The organism is Flavobacterium cellulosilyticum, from assembly GCF_004349355.1.
Classification (GTDB): domain Bacteria; phylum Bacteroidota; class Bacteroidia; order Flavobacteriales; family Flavobacteriaceae; genus Flavobacterium; species Flavobacterium cellulosilyticum.
The window spans coordinates 98113-115540 of sequence record NZ_SMFK01000005.1 but is presented as its reverse complement, the minus strand read 5'-3'; the positions used below and the strand labels follow the sequence as shown (position 1 = coordinate 115540).

Sequence of the window (17428 nt, the reverse complement as noted above, 5' to 3'; positions counted from 1 at the left end):
GGTGCAAATATAGGCATAATGTCTCAATTAGGAAATTGAGAAACAAGATAATTTCTGACCTAAAATTATTAGCTATTTGATTAGAAAAAATATTTTTCGCTGTATTTTTAAAATAGAACTGTAACATTTTTTATCAATCGGAGTCTACTTGCATAATTACATTTATGATTTAAAATACAAATTGCTTTATTTTGCACTAATTCTACTCAAAAACAAACTAGCGTCATTCTAATATTCACTGAAAAACCTTATGAACTTAAAACTAATTTTACTTTGCTTAATTGGATTTGTACTTTCCATACAAGCCCAAAACCCAGTTAATCAATCTGTTTCAACTGGATCTGGAATTATTATCGGCAAGATTATTGACAAAAAAAGTAATTCACCACTTTCGTACGTAAATGTTATTGTGAAACTAGACAATAAAATTATCACTGGAGTAATCACAACTGACAAAGGAACTTTTGCAATCAAAAATTTAGCTTTAAAAAATTATTCAGTTGAGATACAATACATTGGATATAAAACCATTCTGAAAAAGGTTGCCTTGTCAGAAGAAAATAAATCAGTGGATTTAAACACAATTGCAATTGAAGAAGATGCTACCCAACTTTCTGAGGTTGAAATTGTTCAGGAACGATCTATAATTGAACAAAAGACAGACCGAAAAGTCATAAACGTAGGTAAAGATTTATTGAGTGCTGGTGCTACAGCTGCTGAAATTTTGAACAACATCCCCTCTGTAAGTATTGATCAACAAACCAATGAAATAAGTCTTCGAGGCAACTCGAATGTTCGAATATTAATTGATGGAAAACCCAGTACAATCAGCGCTGCCCAACTATTACAACAAATCCCTTCTAGTTCTATAAAACAAATTGAACTGATTACCAATCCTTCGGCAAAATACAATCCCGAAGGAATGAGTGGTATGATTAATATCGTTTTAAATAAAAATAGTAAAGTTGGTTTTAATGGGAATTTAAATGGTGGTATCACACAAGGTAAAACTCCTAAATTTAATGGTTCTACGGATATGAATTATCGAAATGGAAAATTCAATCTTTTTGGCAACTATGGATTAAATAGTGGAAAACAAACTCGAAATGGTTTTGTACAGTTCTTAACTCCAGGTCAAGAAAATAATCAGTCCTTTAATTTTGACAATAGAAATACTTCAAATCTCTTAAAAATGGGATTTGATTTTTACTTAAATGACACCAATACCTTCTCCATTTACACTATTCAAAATAGTTCTTTCAACAAAGGAAATTCATTAACAAGTATTGTCTATCCAGATCCAAATAAAAACATACAGCAATTTTCAAATAACCAAAAAGATAATTACAATCACACCTATAATTTGAATTACAAGAAAAAATTCAAAAAAGAAGGTCATACTTTAGAATTTGAAGCCAATTATAGTTTGGGTGACAATACTGAAAACATAGTATATAGTGGTTTTAATAATAGAATAAATGACACTCCTAATTCAAATAACAGCACTTTAATCAATTTAGATTATACTAATCCTTTATCCGAAACCTCAAAATTAGAGTTAGGATTAGAGAGTAGATTAGAAAAAACAAATAATAATTTTTTGGAGAATAATGTATTAAATTCAAATTTCAATTACGATCGTAAGATATATTCTGGATATGCAACCTATTCAAAACAAATTGGAAAATGGAATTTACAAGCTGGAGCAAGAATGGAAGATTACTTAGCTAATGCTTTATTTAAAAATCTAAATATGAATGATACCAAATACGAAAATAATCGGTTTACAATTTATCCTTCAGGTTTTGCTAGTTACATTCCAAATGACAAAAACTCCTATAATTTCAGTGTTTCTAAAAGAGTAGATAGACCTAGTATTTCACAAATTAGCCCAATATTAGAAAGAAGCACCCCTCAAATTGATTTTCTAGGTAATCCGAATCTGCAACCTCAATATACCAATTCATTTGAAGTAAACTATACGCGAAAAACAAAAATTGGTTCTATAACTTCGGGAATTTTTTACAGACAAATCAATAATGAAATCACAAGAACTGCTATAGAAAACCCTACAAGTCCTGACAAAATAATATTATCATATAACAATTTAAATGACAATAAAGCATTTGGAGTTGAAATTTCAGGTAATTTAGATTTCACAAAATGGCTTAGTACCAACATCAGTTTTGACGCCTACAACAAAACCGTAAAAGGATATTCAGATAAGGATTATATTGAAGTAAACAATACCGCATTCAATGCCCGAATAGCAAATACATTTAAGGTTTCTAAAGCGTTACGTTTTCAATTATCTGGTATGTATCGCGGACCTGATTTAAGTATTCAAGCATTGGCAAAACCAATGTGGAAGATAGATGCTGGCTCTAGCATAACTGTTTTAGGAGGTAATGGAACAATTACAGCACGTGTAAGTGATGTATTTAATTCTATGCATTTTGCTTTTGAAAGAAGTGAACCAAAACCCATTAATGGAGAATTTAAATGGGAAAGTCAAACTGCTTTTCTTGGGTTTAATTACCGTTTTGGTTCTGGAAAAAACAAAGCCATTCAACGAAAAGCAAGAGAAAATAATGAGACCCAAAGTAGTGGTGGATTTTAAAATTTAGTTTTAATAATTTTGTTGCAGTTGAGACCCCAAAATAGCTTGTTTTGGGGTTTCTTGTGTCTAGCTATTCTGAAAATCAATATTAATAATACTTTATAGGACTGATTTATATCTCTACAAAATATTTTCATCAATCTAAAATAGAAAAAGGTTTTAAAATTATTATAAGGCTTTAACTTACAAAAATTTCACTGATTAAAAATTCTACTTTTTTTTGAGCTTCTATTAGTAATAAGCGACTTTAAATCTAACTACAACCGCTATTAGAAATCAAGTACTGAATGGTCAATGTCCAGATCGCGACTATATTTTGACTTTTTATACCACTTTGGCTGATGCCAATAATTTAAACGCAATTCCAATCACCAGTCCAGCAGCCTTCCAAAACCACACCCCATTTAATGATAACGTTTGGATTAGAGTTGCCAATAATACCATTCCTAGTTCTTGTTTTGACATTGTCGAATTAAAATTAGTTGTAAATCAATTGCCTGTTGTCCAATTAAAACCAGAATATTTTATTACTAAATATACCCCTATTTAGAAATAACAATGAGTGACGCTTTTGAAAACCCAACCTTTGTCACTGTCACGGTATTGGGTACAGGTTCTGGAAATTATGAATATCAATTAGATGATTCTCTTTTTCAAGACAGTACTATCTTTTCAAATATTGCAGCTGGAGAACATTTCATTTCTGTAAGAGACAAGGACGGCCATTGTAATCCTGCTCCTTTAATGCAATTATTATCAATTACCCTACATTTTTCACCCCAAATGGAGATGGTTATAATGACACCTGGAATATTACCAATTTACTAAAAACAAATCCTAATGCACCAATATCTATTTTTGATCGATATGGGAAATTAATAAGCAAAATTTCGTCTGCAGCTAATGGCTGGAACGGATTATATACTGGTTTACCATTGCCAGATTCGGATTAATGGTATACTGTTGATTATTCTGAAAAGGGAATTCCTAAAACATTTAAATCTCATTTTTCCTTAAAGAGATAATTCTATTTTTATACCAACGTTTTTTACTAAAAAACACCTTATTTATCAAAGTGGTATATCCCCTTTCTAAGAATCCTTTTTTTGGGTTTTATGAAGTCAGTATTGGAGTTTCTTAAGATCATTCTATACTATTATCATGTAAATAATTACCTTATTTTTTCACTACTTTGTGTACTTAATCGATTATATTATACTTTTAATCGTCATTTTTATATATTTGATCTAAGATGTTATTTTATGAAAAAGATATTTTTGGTTTTCAATTTAATTAGTTGCTTTTTGTGCTATTCTCAAAGTATACAAATCAATACAAGTACTTATTCCGTTCCAGAATTAGTTAAAGATGTATTAATCAATAAAAACTGCATAACATTAAATAATATTACCTGGAGAACTGGTAATACAAATGGATATGGATCTACAAATGGAATAGGCTATTTTGAAAACACAAATCCTAATTTTCCATTAAAAAAAGGAGTGGTATTAAGTACAGGAAATGTATTAAATGCAGCGGGACCAAATACCAGTATGCTTGATGACGGAAATGATACTTGGCTTGGTGATGCCGATTTAGAAGCGACACTTTCATCAGCTGGAATTCCAATGCAATCACTAAACGCTACAGTACTAGAATTTGATTTTATTCCATTTTCCTCCAATTTCGACTTTCAATTCTTATTTGCTTCTGAGGAGTATGGTAATTATCAATGTCAATTTTCAGATGCATTTGCCTTTTTGCTCACCAATGAATCAACAGGAGTAACTACAAATTTAGCCGTTATAGCTGGAACAACAACACCTATTTCGGTAGTAACAATTCGGGATTTCTTGTATAACTCTTCTTGCCCATCGGCAAATTCAAATTATTTTGGTTCATTTAATGGGGGATCCGCTGCAGAAAGTTCAGCAACAAATTTTAATGGACAAACCGTAGTAATGAATGCTTCTTCAACCACTTTAATTCCCAACACTACCTATCACATAAAATTAGTAATTGCAGATAGAAAAGATTTTAAAGCCGATTCAGCTATTTTTTTAGGTGCTAATAGTTTTAATGTAGGACAAGATGTATTAGGACCAGACTTAACTATTGCCAGTAAAACAGCACTTTGTGAAAATACCAGTTATACAATAAATTCCAGTTTAGACCCTACAATTTATTCTTTTGAATGGACTTATAACGACACTCCTATTGGTGGGAACACTCCCAGTATAATTGCAAATAAACCAGGGAAATATGGTCTTACTTATTCAATAAAATCGACCAGTTGTTCTGTAACCACCGATTTTATAAAAATCGAATATTATGATCCAATTATAACTCCTGAACCTATAGATTTATATAAATGCGATTCGGGACAATCGAATTTTACATTCGATTTGGCTATAAACACTCCTATCGTAAATGTTCCTGGAAACCAAATAAGCTATCACGCTTCTAAAAATGACGCACTTTCAAATGCTAATCCTTTACCTGCAACTTATACTATTTCTTCTGGAAATTTTCCCACAACTATTTGGATTCGAATTGAAAACACTTCTAAAGGCTGTGTAATTACTAAATCTTTCGAATTAAAAACCACACCACCTCCTGTTGCTAATTTTCCAGGGAATATTAGTTTATGCGAAAATACCCAAGGATCAAAAACAGCTTCTTTTGCTATTTCATCACAAACAACAGCCATTTTAAATGGACAATCTTCTGACATCTATTCTGTTTCTTATTATTCAAATTTAGCTGAGGCAGATTCTCGAACAAACCCAATAGCTACATCAAATATTACCTCCGGAAACGCCACTATTTTTGCAAGAATTCAAAACAATACGGGCCCCAAATGTTATTCTATTACGAGCTTTAAATTGAATGTAATTCCGAGGCCTTTATTAGATGTTATTCCAAATCAGTATGTTTGTAAAAGTTTTATACTTCCAGTATTAGAAAATACTGGCACTTATTATTCTGGAGCAAATAAGGGTTTGCCCATACTTTATGCAGGTGATGAAATTTCAATTGATAAAAAAATATATATTTATAACGAAACTGCAAACACACCAGTTTGTTCCGAAGAAAATAATTTTACAATTAAAATTATTAAACCAGTAGATATTACACCCAATTCGATAACGGTGTGTGATCAATATTTATTACCAGCAAATCTATTCAACATGCGCTATTTCACTATGCCAGGTGGACCAAATGGTGGTGGAGATGAACTTTTTGGTGGAAAAACAATACTTACAACAATTGGTTTAACCACACTATATACTTATTTTGAATCAACCGAATTAAATTCTTGTACATTAGAAAGTAAATTTGATATTACTATAGATGAAACACCAAAAATAACTGGGACATTTACTAACATTTTTGAATGTATTTCTTATGATTTACCTCCATTAAGTGTGGGCAATTATTACACTTATAATAAGTCAAATGACAAATATACACTTGCAGTTTCTCCAATAATAAGTACAACAACATTATATGTTTTTGCACAAAACAATTCCTGTAGAACTCCTGATATAATATTTACGGTTTATATTGGATCTTTAGGACTATCCAATATCAATCAGTGTAATTCTTATAATTTACCTTCAGCTCCTATTGGCGAATATCGTGATGCACCAAACGGAGGTGGGAATTTGATCCAACCTGGAATTATTAGTAAATCAACAACAATTTATACCTATGTATCAGGTGCTGGAACACCTAATTGTACAGCAAATCAATCTTTTAAAATTAAAATAAACGCTCCTTTTTTGACAAAACCAGCAGATGTAACCGCATGTGAAAGTTACCTATTACCTTCTCAGATAGATCAAGAAGAATATTATACGCTACCGGGTGGTTCCACTAATGCTGAAAATGTGAAATTAATTCCTAACAAGAGCATCATAACAGAAACTTCAACCCTATATATCTTTAAAAAATCATTGGAAGTTGCGGACTGTTATAATGAAATACCTTGGTCAATTACAATTAATAAAAAACCGAAAATTGACTCAAGGGGTAGCATCGTACAATGTGATGATTATCAATTGACACCTTTAGAAAATGGAAATTATTTCAATGAACCAAACGGAGTGAATCCAATTCCAACAGGAACAATCATTAGCGAGAAAAATAAAAGAATTTATATCTATGCTGTAAATCAAAATGATAAATCCTGCTATGCTGAAAACTTTTTTGACATTACTATAAATGGAGCAAAAGCCGACCCTATTCCATCACAATTAACCTATTGTGATAGTTTTACCTTTCCTCCTTTGCCATCTCCTAACAATTTTTATTATGATGCGCCAGGTGGTCCAAGTGGTGGCGGAAATAAAATTCCTTTTGGAACAACAATTACGAAAGCAACTGCAATGCCTTTCTATTATACATATTATGAAACAGGCGACCGATTAAACTGTTTTAACGAGAACGCTTTTAAAATTACTATTGTAAATAAACCTGTTGCAAACCCTGTAAATTCAATTGAAGTATGTGACACTTTTGGCCCTAACGATGGTATCTATCAGTTTGATTTAACAACATCAGATATTAGAAGACAAATATTAAGCAGTCAAAATCCTGATTCTGAATTTACTTTAACTTTTTACAACTCTCAAGCAGAGGCTAATAATCCAAATGCGATTCCAATTGCGAATCCACAAAAATACCAAAACCTAAATCCAAATAACGATTCCGTTTGGATACGAGTTGCTAATAATTCGATAGCAAACCCCTGTTTTGATACTGTAGAATTAAAATTAAAAGTCAATCGAATACCTAATATCAATTTAAAAACTGAATATTTTGTTTGTGAGGACTATGCAACTGGATTATTATTGAATTCCGCTACTTTAAACACTGGTTTGTCTACAACAAATTATAGTTTTGCATGGACCTTTAATGGAGAGTCCTATGGCGGAAACACAGCGTCTATTACCTCATCTAAAAGTGGCACATACGCTGTTATCGCTACTAATACTACAACATTATGTACATCGACTTATGAAACTAAAATCACAATTTACAATCCACATATTGAGATCACATATAGTGATGCTTTTGAAGAACCTAGCTCTATAACTGTCACTGTTTTGGGCAATGGATCAGAAAATTATGAATATCAAATAGATGGTTCCAATTATCAAGACAGCAACATTTTTAATGCTTTTATTCCTGGAGAACATACCATCGCAGTAAATGATAAAAATGGCAATTGTAATCCTGCTCCTATCAAAGTCATTATCATTAATTATCCGAAATTCTTTACTCCAAATGGCGATGGTTATAATGAAACATGGAATATAAAACATCTGTTATCAACTAATCCAAATGCACAGATTGCAATCTTTGATCGATTCGGAAAACAAATCACTCAAATCACACCTTCTACCCAAGGTTGGAATGGCTTACTGAACGGACAATTATTGCCTTCCTCTGACTATTGGTTTACAGTGGACTATTCAGAGAAAGGAATTCAAAAAACGTTTAAATCCCATTTTACTTTAAAAAGATAACTTGAAGTAATTTTTAATTAATAAAAAATAAAATACCGCAAATTCGCAAATTTTAAGTTCAGACAAATACTGAATAATTTGCAAATTTGCGGTATTTCTATATTAAATTAAAGGGAGTTGTTTACCATTTAATAATCACACTTCCCCAAGTAAATCCACTTCCAAAAGCAGCTAATACAACAATATCACCCGATTTTATTTTTCCTTGTTCCCAAGCTTCTGTTAAGGCAATTGGAATGGAGGCAGCGGTTGTATTGCCGTATTTTTGAATGTTATTAAAAACCTGATCGTCTGTTAAATTAAATTTCTTTTGAATGAATTGAGAAATTCTCAAATTGGCTTGATGGGGAATCATCATATCAATATCTGAAACCTCTAAACCATTCGCTTCCAAACCTTCGTTAATCACTTCGGCAAAACGAACTACCGCATTTTTAAAAACAAATTGACCATTCATATACGGAAAATAACTTTCGTCATTTGGATCGTTTTCTTTAAGAATATCTGTCACCCATCGTCCGCCCATTCCGGGTGCTTTTACAATAAGTGCTTCGGCGTGTTCTCCTTCTGAATGCAGATGAGTCGATAAGATTCCTTTCGTCACATCTTCTTCCCTACTCAAAACAGCTGCTCCAGCGCCATCTCCAAAAATCACAGAGACACTACGACCTCTCGAAGTCATATCCATTCCTGTTGACTGAACTTCGGAACCAATCACCAAAACATTTTTATACATTCCTGTTTTGATGTATTGATCAGCAACCGAAATTGCATATACAAAACCAGAACATTGATTCCGAACGTCTAATGCACCTACAGTTTTCAAACCTAAGTCACGTTGCACCAAAACTCCTGGGCCAGGAAAATAATAATCAGGACTTAGCGTTGCAAAAACTATGAAATCGATATCTTCTTTTGCAACTCCTGAACGCTCAATAGCAATTTTTGCCGCTTTAACTCCCATGGTTGTGGTCGTATCTTCACCCGGAATGATATGTCGCCTTTCCTGAATTCCGGTTCGTTCCTGAATCCATTCGTCGTTGGTATCAATTACTTTTGATAAATCATCATTTGTCACTATATTACTTGGAACATAAAAACCCAATCCTGCTATTTTTGAATGGTACATGTTTTGTCATTTTATTAAATTTTGAGCCCTAAATCCTAGATATTGTTAAATTCTAGTACAATATAATAATTAAATTGATTGAGTCGATTTATTAAATCATAATTTCTTCTATTAAAAGTTTCAATATAAAAACTTACTTTTGAAAAATAAGTTCGCTTCCTATTAAAATGAAAAAATCAATTCTTTTTTTCTTTCTATTTATAACTACAACCTACAGCCAAATCTCGGATTGTACCGATTCGCTTGCTAGAAATTTCAATCCAAAAGCGACTGTAAACGACGGAAGTTGCAACTATAATTGCACCAAAATCAAACCCGAAACTACAATAAAACTGAGTGATTCGTTAATCGAAACTTCGGGCTTACTTGCTTTCAATAATTTACTTTGGACTCACAATGACGACCATGATACGACCATTTATGGTTTGGATGCAAATGGAAAAATCCAAACTAAAATCAAACTCGAAAAGGTTAAAAATACGGATTGGGAAGAAATATCTCAAGACAGCAATTATCTTTATATTGGTGATTTTGGCAATAACAATCAAGGAAACCGAACGGATTTGCACATTTTAAGAATCGAAAAAAAATCATTCCTGTCGAATGCGCCACTAATAGATACGATTTCGTTTTCTTATTCCAATCAAATCGATTTTAGTGTCCAAAAGCAAAACAAAACCGACTTTGATTGCGAGGCTTTTATCGTTTCGCATGACAGTATTTATTTGTTTACGAAACAATGGAAGCACAAGAGAACGGCTGTGTATACCTTACCCAAAACAGCCGGGAACCACATTGCACAATTAAAAGAAACAATAAAGGTGAAAGGATTAATCACGGGTGCTACATTAACTCCAAAAAATAATATTATTCTTTGCGGCTATTCTAAAAAGCTAAAACCTTTTATTTACTTACTATACTGTTACGAAAACTTTGATTTTGCTAGTGCTAACAAACGAAAAATCAAATTAAAACTTCCTTTTCATCAAATTGAAAGTATTGCCACTCTAGACGGAAAAAAATTCTTTCTCACCAACGAATCCTTCATTCGAAAACCGTTTTTTAATGTTCGTCAACAAATACATTTAGTGGATTTGACTTCGTATTTGAAAGAGTAAATAATTCGCAAGCATTCAAAAGTTTTAAACCATATAAGGCATTTAAGGTAATATAAGCAGAATTAAATACAAGAATATACCTGTCATTCCAATATTAGTTTCGACTTAATTTCTAATTGTTTTTAAGATACAAAAATTTTAATGACCTTAAATGCCTTATATGGTTAGTATCCAAACAAACAATTCGGTTTTACTACTTTAATAGCTTACTTTTGCAAAAAAGTTATGTTTTCATAACTCCTAATTTATAACTCATACTTTACAAAGTGAATTACTTATCAGTAGAAAATATATCAAAATCTTTTGGAGAACGCGTGCTGTTTAAAGACATATCATTCGGGATTAATAAAGACCAAAAAATTGCTTTTATAGCCAAAAACGGTTCTGGAAAAACCACCATAATGAACATCATTAATGGTTTTGACGAACCCGATACAGGCCAAGTGGTGATTCGCAAAAGCATTAGAATGGCTTTCTTGTCACAAGACAATAAATTGCAAGATGAATTGACGATTGAAGAAAGTATATTCGCCTCTGATAATGAGAGTTTAAAGGCAATCGAAGCGTATGAAAAAGCATTAGAAAATCCCGAAGACGAAGAAGCGTACCAAAAAGCTTTTGACGGAATGGACCAGCACAATGCTTGGGATTTTGAAACCCAATTCAAGCAAATTTTATTCAAATTGAAGTTGGAAGACTTTAAACTGAAAGTAAAAAACCTTTCGGGTGGACAGAAAAAACGGTTGTCCCTTGCTATCATTTTGATCAACCGTCCTGATTTATTGATTCTGGATGAACCTACGAATCACTTGGATTTAGAGATGATAGAATGGCTAGAAAGTTATTTTGCCAAAGAAAATATTACTTTGTTTATGGTAACGCACGACCGTTTCTTCTTAGAACGTGTTTGCAATGAAATCATTGAATTAGACAACGGAAAAATATACCAATACAAAGGAAATTATTCTTATTATTTAGAAAAAAAGGAAGAACGCATCGCCTCTGAAAATGCCAGCGTGGACAAAGCACAAAACTTATTCGTAAAAGAATTAGAATGGATGCGTCGCCAACCTAAGGCAAGAACGACCAAATCGAAATCGCGTCAGGATGATTTTTATGACATCAAAGAAAAAGCCCAAAGTCGACGTAGGGAAAACAAGGTCGAACTAGAAATCAATATGGAGCGCATGGGAAGCAAGATTATCGAGCTTCACAAAATCTCTAAAAAGTTCAACGATCATGTGATTTTGGACAAATTCAGTTTTGATTTTCAACCTGGAGAACGCATTGGAATCATTGGAAAAAACGGAACAGGAAAATCAACTTTCTTGAATCTAGTTACTGGAACTTTACCACTAGATAGCGGCAGAGTGGTAATTGGTGAAACCATAAAAATCGGATATTATACCCAAAGCGGAATCAACCCAAAACCGGGTCAACGCGTTATTGATGTCATCAAAGAATATGGAGAATTTATTCCGTTGATGAAAGGACGATTGATATCGGCTTCCCAATTATTGGAGCGCTTTCTATTCGATTCCAAAAAACAATATGATTTTGTGGATCGATTGAGTGGAGGCGAGTTGAAACGTTTGTATTTGTGTACGGTTTTAATCCAGAACCCTAACTTTTTGATTCTCGATGAGCCTACCAACGATTTGGATATTGTAACCTTGAATGTCTTAGAAAGTTTCCTTTTGGATTATCCAGGATGCTTGCTAGTGGTTTCTCACGACCGTTACTTTATGGATAAGATTGTCGACAATTTATTTGTTTTTAGAGGTCAAGGCGAGATAGAAAATTTTCCTGGTAATTATTCTGATTTTAGAGCGTACGAAGACAGCACCGATGTAGCTCAAAAAGAAGACAACAAAGCCGAAAAGAAAGACTGGAAACAAAACAATCCGACTGGAAATCTAACGTTCAACGAGCAAAAGGAATTCCAGAAAACCGAAAAGGAAATCAAGGATTTAGAAATCGAAAAAGGAAAAATCGAACTTTTATTTTCTGAAGGAAAAATAGCCGAAGGAGATATCGAGAAAAAAGCAAATGAATTGAAAAATATCATTTCGAAAATGGAAGCCAAAGAAGAACGTTGGTTTGAACTAAGTGCCAAAATGGAAGGGTAAATGTCTTCTTTCACTAAGAGTCGCAAAGTAAAAACACAAAGATTCTCAAAGTTCTACTTTTTATAATCTTTTTTCTTTGTGCTTCTTCGTGTAGGCTTAGTGTATCTTCGTGAAATAAATAATCTATACCCCTACAACTTTAGTGCAAACACTGAAATTGCTTGGGGTTTTCTTTTTGTTAATAAAAAGTAAGAAAAAAGATGAAAACAAATAGCATTTTAATGATTTGTAAAGCTTTATTGTTATTTTAGCAAAAGGAATAAGTTTTGAATTTTCAGTCTTGTTTAAAGTATTGCACTTAATATCAAACTAGAAATAAAAAATAAAACCTAGTAAACAGATGAATACATTTGAAACAAAAACGGGGTTTTCAATTGAATTAATAGAAAACAGACTCATATTAAGAGGCGAATATAACAACTTACCTTTATATGAATCAATTGGTGGAATAATTACTGCTATAGCATTGGTATCAAATCCTGCTGTTGAAATAAATTCAATTGCAGACGAAGATAATAAAATACTATGTGGAGTTGTTATGAGCCCTAATCTAAATATATTTAGAGATATAGGACGTAAAGGAAAAGAAAATTGTTATTGGTATTTTTCAGCTCATACTATTGAAAAATTACAAAATAGTTTTAAGGGTGAAATTAAAATTGGTCATTAAAACAAATACAAAAATAGACTAAAAAAAACACCACACACATTACACGATTATAGGCATTTGCAAATATATAAGAATTGACGTTTAGCATTAAATACAAAGGACACATAACACAATCTGTTTCATAGTAGAAAATTTATATTTGAAACTATTTAAAATTAGCAAATGAAAGAAAAAATTAGAATTATAATTGAAGACAATACCTCCCCAAAAGGGAAAGTATTTGATTATTTAATTCAAGTTTTGATTCTATTATCACTTATTGCTTTTTCAATTGAAACATTACCAGATAATTCTGTTTATACAATTGAGATTTTAGATACCTTCGAATTAATCTGTGTAATATTTTTTTCCATAGAATATTTATTAAGAATTTTTGTTTCAAATAAACCATTCAATTATATTTTTAGTTTTTATGGAATTATAGACTTCTTAGCTATTTTTCCATTTTATCTAAGAGGAGCATACGATTTAAGAGCATTAAGAGCTTTCAGAATATTTAGAATATTTAGAGCCTTGAAATTAATTCGATATAATAGAGCATTAAACAGGTTTAGTATCGCAGCAAAAATAGTTAAAGAAGAAATAATTTTATTTTTAATTATTACTGGAATTTTTATTTTCCTTTCCTCAGCCGGAATTTACTTTTTTGAAAATGAAGCTCAACCCAAAGTTTTTACATCTATTTTTCATAGTGGATGGTGGGCTATTGTAACATTAACAACTGTTGGTTATGGTGATGTTTATCCTATAACAAATGGAGGAAAAGTATTTACCTTTTTTATATTGCTAATTGGTGTTGGGATTGTAACAATTCCTGCTGGATTAGTTGCTAGTGCTTTATCAAAAGCCCGAGAAATAGAAGAAATAGAAGATGATGAAATTAAAAAAATTTAAAGTCCTATGAATATACTTAATGACATCGTAAGCGGAGCATCTAAACAGTTTGGAAGGGAATTTGGACGCGCTGGAGCAAACGTAATTTTAAAAGGTACAAATTCCTATACAATTCGAGGAATTAGTGATTATTCAGGAAGAATTAAGCCTTCAGATAATAAAACAATAAAGGCAATTAAAGAAATCCAAAATTTAAAATTCGTTTCTACCAATAAAGCAAACGCTTCAAGATTAATAGAATTAACTGATTTAATGCTTTCTAACTTTTCATTTAATGGGAATGAAACATTAAATCAATTAGCCGATCTTAATGAATTGGTTATATTATATAATAATAAATTTGACCATGGAAGCTCTTTAATTGATGATAAATTTGAAGATAAAAGTATTGATTATTTAAACGAAAAAAGAAGTGAATTTGTAGAATTGATGAATCAATTTAATAAAGACACTATAGTATTTATAACTAATAATCTTGAATTAGCTTCTCAAAAAAGAAAATCAAAAAAGACAGCAACAATCCTTGCTTTCCCTCTTTTAGGAGGCTTAGGTATTCATAAATTTTATTTGGGACAAATTGGATATGGAATTTTGTATTTAATGTTTTCATTTTTACTAATTCCTGCTATAATTTCTCTTTTTGAATTTATTTCATACACAAGTATGTCAAATGATAAATTTGACATTAAATTCAACCCTGAATTTAGTTATTATAATCAATTTAAAACAACAGATTAAAGACAATCAGATATTAAAACACCCTAGCTTCTCGAAGTCTCCCACTGACGCTCGTTTGCCCTACCCGCTCGCTCCACTTTCACTCGTGCTCGATTGCATAGAGTACCTACTTCAATTAGAAAACAAATCGTAGCGTTTGCAACACGAATAAATAAAAATGAAAGTCCTAAGTATTCATTCCTGAACGATTCATCAACCTAAAAAGAAAGTATTGCATTACGTTTTTAAAACATCACTTATATAAGCATTCCCTTATAGTTTCCCCAAATCAACACAAAAAACAGAACAAATTGGACCGAATATAAAGTTGTTGTAAATTTTTATTTTGTTTTGTTAGCTATCCTAACTATATTTGTATTGGCAATAATGTCATAACTTTTTAATTCTTAAAAGATGAGTAAATCAGTTTTCTATCACGCAGGTTGTTCTGTATGTGTAAGCGCAGAACAAGACATTGTCAACCTTTTAGGTGCCGACAAAGTAGAAGTTGTACACATTGGCAACGACAAATCAAGAATTGATGAAGCCGAAAAAGCTGGAGTAAAATCTGTTCCCGCTTTGGTGACACCAAACGGAAATGTATTACACATCAACTTTGGTGCTTCTATGGCTGATGTTAAAGGTTAACAAATATGCCTCATAAAAGGAGAACACTTTACTTTATGAGGCATATTTATAAAGAACTAGCAACTCATGACATTGATTTATTTATCATTCCTTAAAGTAATATAAGAATACAAAAGTAATTTTATTAGATTGGGAACCGAATTGGTATAGAATAGATCCCTTTTTTGTTAAGTTTGTTATTAAGTAAAAATACTTTTTAAGCGGATCGAAAAGTAGCAATTCCGTATCTTGTTTATTTACAACAGGAAATTGTACCTGAATTATTAATTTAGAACTATATGAAAAAATCTTCTTTTGATTTAGAATATCAAAATTCAAATATAGAAAGCAAAATTGTAGCTTCACTGGAAAGAATTTCTCAAGCCTTTAGAGTTTTACTTTGGAACGAAAGCAAAGAGTTTTCATTAAGTCCAATTCAGGTTCAGGTACTAGTTTTTCTATTGCATCATTCAGACAAAAAAAGAAAAGTAAGTTATTTGGCTGACGAATTTAACATGACAAAGGCAACTATTAGCGACACCATAAAAACATTGGAACAAAAACTCCTTATCACAAAAGTATACGAACAACACGACTCCAGAAGCTACATCATTCATCTGACCAAGAAAGGAAAAGAAACGGCTGAGAAAACCGCACTTTTTGCAAACCAAATTCAAGTTCCTATTGAAAATTTACAAACAACAGACAAAGAAAATCTACTTTTAAGCTTATTGGACATTATTCATCATTTGAATAAAGCGGGAGTTATTACTATTCAAAGAATGTGCTTTACTTGTCATTTTTATCAATCAAACAAAAATGGAGAAGAACACTTTTGCAATCTTCTCAATACTAAACTAGCCGATAATGAATTACGTTTTGATTGCCCAGAACATCAGCAAAAAAAGACGCTAGTATAAGAAACGCAGTAGAATAATTGAGTTTTAAGGAAAAACCCTAACCTGAATACTCCACTTTTATATTCAAAATTTTAGCTAAAAAATCACATTCGTTGTCTACAAAAAAAACCAATAATGAAAAATTACATCCTAAGGTTTTATTAGATTTTAATAAGGTGTGTATTATATTGGTACCGATTATAATTCTTCACTAACCAAAAGATATTCCCATCTAGGCCGTTCGGAAATAAACAAGAAACTCTCGTCTTAACTTTACTACAAACTTTATTCTTTAGTTATACACCTTGATTAGTTTCAATTCTCGAATTCCTTTCATTCGTTTCCAAGCGACTAGGTGTCTTTGCTTATACAACCATAAACAGCCTAAATCCAATAAGAAATAAAACAAACTAATTCCACTTGGTGGATTGGCACTTTTTAGAAACGGAATTGTACCATAAGCCGTTTTTGGCCAAGCCCAACATTCATAATGGGTTCCTACAATTTCTAAAAAAGCAACCACGATATACATGCTTAAAAAGAACAAGCGTTCTCTTGGTTTGTTTCTTAATAAAAAGAGGACTAACAATGACATAACAAAACCAAAGATGTCATAAGCAAAAATTAAAAAGGCAGTAGCATATCCTAAAACGAAAATTGTAAATAGTTTTTCGAGTTGCTTTCTATAGGTTTTAACTACAGCTTCTTTACAAAAATAAACTGCTGCTATATACACAATAGCATGTCCTGGTGGAACGTATAAGGGTACATTTCCTAATCGATAAGTATACATACCTAAAGCAATTGAAAATAAATGCTCGCCAACAAAGCCAATTAGTACCGCAAATAACATGTGCTCTCTAATCCTAACTGGCGATCTATAAAACAATACGAAAAATCCAATTAGCATTACAAATGTTGCTAATTGTTGTGTGTTTTCGAAAAAGGGCACCATATATTTACTATCCAAATACAAGCCTAAGGCTATGAATAAAAATAAATAACCAATGGTTTTGTAGAAAGCTAAAAAAAGTGACTTGGCAATTTTTAAATTCATGCGGCGAAATTACATACTATTTATATAAAATTCA

The 17428-nt window shown here is 31.7% G+C and carries 14 protein-coding genes; 12 read left to right on the top strand and 2 right to left on the bottom strand.

The window, feature by feature from the left end:
* Positions 1 to 250 precede the first annotated feature (250 nt).
* The 5 genes from E0F76_RS10040 (at position 251) to E0F76_RS10030 (ending at position 8154) form a co-directional block, all read left to right on the top strand.
* Complete coding sequence (locus E0F76_RS10040) at positions 251 to 2620, top strand: TonB-dependent receptor domain-containing protein (RefSeq protein ID WP_132005055.1); 2370 nt, start codon at positions 251 to 253, stop codon at positions 2618 to 2620.
* 316 nt (positions 2621 to 2936) lie between these two features.
* Positions 2937 to 3170 carry a hypothetical protein gene (locus E0F76_RS19315; protein WP_165932677.1) on the top strand — a complete coding sequence of 78 codons (234 nt, stop codon included), beginning with the start codon at positions 2937 to 2939 and terminating at the stop codon, positions 3168 to 3170.
* A gap of 8 nt (positions 3171 to 3178) precedes the next feature.
* Positions 3179 to 3448, top strand: a complete 270-nt coding sequence (locus E0F76_RS19310) for a hypothetical protein (RefSeq protein WP_165932676.1) — start codon at positions 3179 to 3181, stop codon at positions 3446 to 3448.
* Positions 3370 to 3573: a T9SS type B sorting domain-containing protein gene (locus E0F76_RS20030; protein WP_165932684.1), complete on the top strand. Its 204-nt coding sequence runs from the start codon at positions 3370 to 3372 to the stop codon at positions 3571 to 3573. Before E0F76_RS19310 ends, E0F76_RS20030 begins: the two co-directional genes overlap by 79 nt.
* A gap of 309 nt (positions 3574 to 3882) precedes the next feature.
* Positions 3883 to 8154 carry a T9SS type B sorting domain-containing protein gene (locus E0F76_RS10030; RefSeq protein WP_132005052.1) on the top strand — a complete coding sequence of 1424 codons (4272 nt, stop codon included), beginning with the start codon at positions 3883 to 3885 and terminating at the stop codon, positions 8152 to 8154.
* Between the two features lie 121 nt (positions 8155 to 8275).
* Here E0F76_RS10030 and E0F76_RS10025 read toward each other — a convergent pair whose 3' ends face one another.
* Positions 8276 to 9283 carry a 3-oxoacyl-ACP synthase III family protein gene (locus tag E0F76_RS10025; RefSeq protein WP_132005049.1) on the bottom strand — a complete coding sequence of 336 codons (1008 nt, stop codon included), beginning with the start codon at positions 9281 to 9283 and terminating at the stop codon, positions 8276 to 8278.
* A gap of 167 nt (positions 9284 to 9450) precedes the next feature.
* Between E0F76_RS10025 and E0F76_RS10020 the strand changes: the two genes are divergently transcribed.
* The 7 genes from E0F76_RS10020 (at position 9451) to E0F76_RS09990 (ending at position 16358) form a co-directional block, all read left to right on the top strand.
* Positions 9451 to 10401, top strand: a complete 951-nt coding sequence (locus E0F76_RS10020) for a T9SS C-terminal target domain-containing protein (RefSeq protein ID WP_132005046.1) — start codon at positions 9451 to 9453, stop codon at positions 10399 to 10401.
* Positions 10402 to 10667: 266 nt separating this feature from the next.
* Entirely contained in the window at positions 10668 to 12530 is a 1863-nt protein-coding gene (locus E0F76_RS10015; protein ID WP_132005043.1) for an ABC-F family ATP-binding cassette domain-containing protein, read from the top strand.
* A 340-nt stretch (positions 12531 to 12870) separates the two neighbouring features.
* Positions 12871 to 13200, top strand: a complete 330-nt coding sequence (locus tag E0F76_RS10010) for a hypothetical protein (protein ID WP_132005040.1) — start codon at positions 12871 to 12873, stop codon at positions 13198 to 13200.
* 162 nt (positions 13201 to 13362) lie between these two features.
* Entirely contained in the window at positions 13363 to 14094 is a 732-nt protein-coding gene (locus E0F76_RS10005; RefSeq protein ID WP_132005037.1) for an ion transporter, read from the top strand.
* Between the two features lie 6 nt (positions 14095 to 14100).
* On the top strand, positions 14101 to 14832 hold the full coding sequence (locus E0F76_RS19680) for a TM2 domain-containing protein (protein WP_246022032.1): 732 nt from the start codon (positions 14101 to 14103) through the stop codon (positions 14830 to 14832).
* Positions 14833 to 15225: 393 nt separating this feature from the next.
* Positions 15226 to 15459 (top strand): thioredoxin family protein, encoded by a 234-nt coding sequence (locus E0F76_RS09995; RefSeq protein ID WP_132005034.1) that lies wholly within the window; start codon positions 15226 to 15228, stop codon positions 15457 to 15459.
* Between the two features lie 278 nt (positions 15460 to 15737).
* Entirely contained in the window at positions 15738 to 16358 is a 621-nt protein-coding gene (locus tag E0F76_RS09990; RefSeq protein WP_132005031.1) for a MarR family winged helix-turn-helix transcriptional regulator, read from the top strand.
* Between the two features lie 271 nt (positions 16359 to 16629).
* Here the strand turns inward: E0F76_RS09990 and E0F76_RS09985 are convergent, their stop codons facing one another.
* Entirely contained in the window at positions 16630 to 17394 is a 765-nt protein-coding gene (locus tag E0F76_RS09985; RefSeq protein ID WP_132005028.1) for a hypothetical protein, read from the bottom strand.
* Between the last annotated feature and the right edge of the window lie 34 nt (positions 17395 to 17428).